Source organism: Nostoc sp. UIC 10630, from assembly GCF_010747425.1.
Classification (GTDB): Bacteria; Cyanobacteriota; Cyanobacteriia; order Cyanobacteriales; family Nostocaceae; genus Nostoc.
Window position 1 is genome coordinate 1 of sequence record NZ_JAAGOG010000365.1, and the last position, 3,753, is coordinate 3,753.

The following is a 3,753-nucleotide window of genomic DNA, read 5'->3' on the forward strand; positions in this document are numbered from 1 at the left end:
CCCCCTGCCCCTCTCCCCCTCCAAGATAAGGCAACTTCACAAGCGGCGTAGCCAATATTACCGCAGGCGGGCGCGTCTAATTCTGCTGCTTGAAAAATGGCAGCAATTAAAGCTGTGGTAGTAGTTTTACCGTTAGTACCTGTAATTCCTACCCAAGGTAGCGATCGCAAATTTCGCCAAGCGAGTTCCATTTCCCCAATGGTTTCAATATCTAATTGGCGTGCCTTAATTAATACGGGAATATCCCAAGGCACGCCAGGACTCACAACTATTAATTGGGGTAAATTATCACCATTCAATTCTAGGGATTGGCCTAGTTTAACGGTTATTTGCTCGGCAGCGAGTTCTTGTTGTTGTTCTAGGAGGGTTTTGGAGGTGTTGCCATCACTCAGCTCTACCTCCCAACCTTCCCGTTTCAACAATCTCGCCGCAGCAACACCGGACTTTCCCAATCCAATAACATGAGCTTTGGACATAGATTGCAGCAGAGTGTCCCTGGTTAAGCACTCCCTATAGTAGCGTCTATTGGCAAAAATTACACAACTTTTTGTTGACTTACGCTACAGATTTTTGACGATCGCACCAAAGTCAGCTAAAACACGAGCATGATTGCGAACCAATCCCAGTAGGTGTAATCGATTACGCTTAATTTCTGGATCGGAGTCCATAACTAAAACGCTATCTGGCCCATCAAAGAAGCTACTAACTGTCGGAGCAATTTTTCCTAGTGCTGCTACTAACAGTTGATAATTTCGTGTCTGCTGTGCTGTTTGAGTTTGCGGTACTGATTCGATCAAAGCATTATACAAAGCTGTTTCAGAGGGCTTTTGGAATAATTCTGGACGAACTACGGTTGTCGGTTCTAGCTGTTTTGTATCCAAATCACCTTGGGCGGCTAATCGTGTGGAACGGTTAACGGTTTCGTAGATGTTATCTAGGGTACTGTCGTTACGGATTTGTTGTAAGTACAAGGCGCGATCGCGGACATCCAATAAATCCTTTAACGTCCGTTCTGTGTATTCTGGGTCATTTTCTCCCAAAACTGCATTTACTAAATCGTAATCAATCTGCTTTTCTTCTTGCAATAAGGTGCGGATACGTTGTAAGAAAAACTCTTGTAATGCTGTGGTTAATGATGCCCGATCTTTTTGATATTTCGCGGCAAAATCTGTTGCTATTTGTGCCAATAAACTATCTAAATTTATTGGCAAATTGTAAAACCAAGTAATTTTAACTACAGCATTTGCAGCCCGACGCAAAGCGAAGGGATCGGAGGAACCAGAGGGAATTAAACCTAAACCAAAGATACTTACCAAGGTATCTAATCTATCAGCCAAACCGACAATTTGACCTGTGAGTGTTTCGGGTAAATTGTCACCGGCTCCCGTTGGCAAATAATGTTGATAAATTGCCTTTGCGACTTCGGCATCTTCACCACTAGCTAAGGCATATTTTTCTCCCATAATGCCTTGCAATTCCGGGAATTCATAAACCATTTGAGTTACCAAATCTGCTTTACACAATAAAGCAGCACGTTGGATTTTTTGGCTTTGATTTTCAGCTAATTTTAATTGGGTGGTAATTTGCTCGGCAATCTTGACTACTCTATCTATCTTGGTACGCACCGAACCCAATTCTTCTTGGAAGGTGACTTTTTCTAACTGAGGTAAAAAGCTTTCTAAAGGTTTAGTTAAATCAGCTTCGTAGAAAAATCTGCCATCAGCTAATCTGGCACGAATTACCCTTTCATTTCCGACGGCAATAATATCTGATTTTTTGGGATCGCCGTTAGAAATGGTGATGAAATTGGGTAATAATTCTTGCTCAGAACTACCTGGTTTGAATACAGGGAAATAACGTTGATGAGTTACCATGACTTCAGTAATTACTTCAGTTGGTAATTCCAAAAATTCTGGTTCAAATTTACCAACAACTGTAGAAGGATATTCTACAAGGTTGGTTACTTCCGCTAACAAATCGGGGTAAATGACTGTATACCCGCTTAAACTTTCTGCTACTGCCTTGACTTGCTCTTTGATTAGGTTTTCCCGTTCTTCGGGGTCAACGGTGACATAAGCAGACTTGAGGGCGGTAACATAATCAGTCGCTTGGGCGATTGTCACAGGTTCAGGATGTAAGACGCGATGACCTTGAGAAATGCGATCGCTCTGAATCGTTTTAGAACCATTCACCAATTCCAACGGTAGCACCGTCTCATCTAACAAAGCTACCAGCCAGCGAATTGGTCGAGAAAACCTCCCATCCCCATCTCCCCAACGCATTAACCGCTTACCTTCTAAACCCCAAATCCACTCTTGAACAAGTTCTGTCAAAATTTCCGCCACAGGACGGCCAGGAATTCTTTTTTGCACAAAGACAAATTCCCCTTTGTCAGTGGGGCGAAGGAAGAGTGCATCTAGTTCCACACCTTGCTTTTTGGCAAAGCCTAATGCTGCTGCTGTTGGCTGACCATCTTTAAAGGCAGCTTGGGCGGGAGGCCCTTTAATTTCTTCTTCTCGGTCTGCTTGCTGGAATGGTAGACCTTTAATCAATACCGCTAAACGCCGGGGAGTACCGTACACTTGGACACTTTCACCCTGAAGGCTGTTTGCTTCCAAACTTTGGGGAATGCGTTCTCGCCACTGTATTAAGGCATCACTGAGAAAGCTTGCAGGTAATTCTTCTGTACCAACTTCTAATAGAAACGCAGGCATAGGTCACTGTTTTCAACTTTGCGTAGCTCAACTTTATCAGTTATTCTCAGGCGATCGCTCGTGATTTTTAGGTAATAACCCTTGCTACATACATCAAAATAGATAAATTTGAGCTTAGGTTTGTTAAATAGACTTGATATCTTCTCGAAAACTTTAAAAAATAAGTGTTTTTCTTCATCTGGTTGTTATATTTACCTCAACCTCCCATGTAGTATTTACTTATATTTATTTCTATCGTAAAGTTAGTGTTGTTTGATGCACTGATATTTGCATCATGTCAATAAATCTTGGAGATATAACAGTGAGAAACATTTTTGCCAAAATCGCTGCTACCACAGCAACCAGTGCTGTACTTAGTGCTGCGATCGCTGCTGGTGCTAACAACCCTGCTCAAGCTATTGATTTTAACTTTAACTGGCTAGGAGATACTGGTTATTCCGCAGTCGGTTCATTCAGCTACGACGAGACTACAACACCGACAATTATTTCAGAAAGTGGCAGTGGAGCCACCAACTTTTTACAATCCTTGAATGTCTCTTTCTTAGACCCATCTAATAATCCTCTGGGAACTTATAACACCGTTACTTCTGGGGTATCACAATCTGATTTCTTCAGTTTCAACTTTGATACTGCCACCCAGAAATTGTTTGGTCCCTTGAATATAGGAGGAGGAACGGGTGTCATCGGAGAATACTTCTTTCAGGGAACGGTTGGCGAATCTTTGGCATTACGTCAGGATGTCAATCAACAGGGAGCCTCAATAACACTAGATGAAAATTCTGGTTCTATTCAGGTATCCAAAGTTCCTGAACCTGCTTCTCTGCTGGGTTTCCTGGCATTTGGGGTCTTTGGTTTAGGCTCAACTCTGAAGAAAAAGCAAGCCTCTTGCTAGAAAGTAAGGCTTTCTAGTTAGAGGTTGCCAAGTTTAGTTTAATGAATCTCTATTTTAGCTTCAATAGTTCAGTGAACTGGTGAGTTTATAAGAAGGGGAAGGGGGACTGGGGTTGGGGGAAAGGTAAAAACCTCGCCTGCAAGTGGC

3 protein-coding genes are annotated in these 3,753 nt (G+C 42.4%); 1 reads left to right on the forward strand and 2 read right to left on the reverse strand.

The window, feature by feature from the left end:
* Positions 1-476 (reverse strand): Mur ligase family protein (locus G1O98_RS37310; RefSeq protein ID WP_243458657.1); only part of this gene is annotated, 476 nt, incomplete at its 3' end.
* Positions 477-560: 84 nt separating this feature from the next.
* Positions 561-2,714 (reverse strand): glycine--tRNA ligase subunit beta, encoded by a 2,154-nt coding sequence (gene glyS / locus G1O98_RS37315; protein WP_163939372.1) that lies wholly within the window; start codon positions 2,712-2,714, stop codon positions 561-563.
* A gap of 301 nt (positions 2,715-3,015) precedes the next feature.
* On the opposite strand from glyS, the gene G1O98_RS37320 reads away from it, so the two are divergent.
* On the forward strand, positions 3,016-3,606 hold the full coding sequence (locus tag G1O98_RS37320) for a PEP-CTERM sorting domain-containing protein (protein ID WP_163939374.1): 591 nt from the start codon (positions 3,016-3,018) through the stop codon (positions 3,604-3,606).
* The last annotated feature ends 147 nt before the right edge of the window (positions 3,607-3,753 follow it).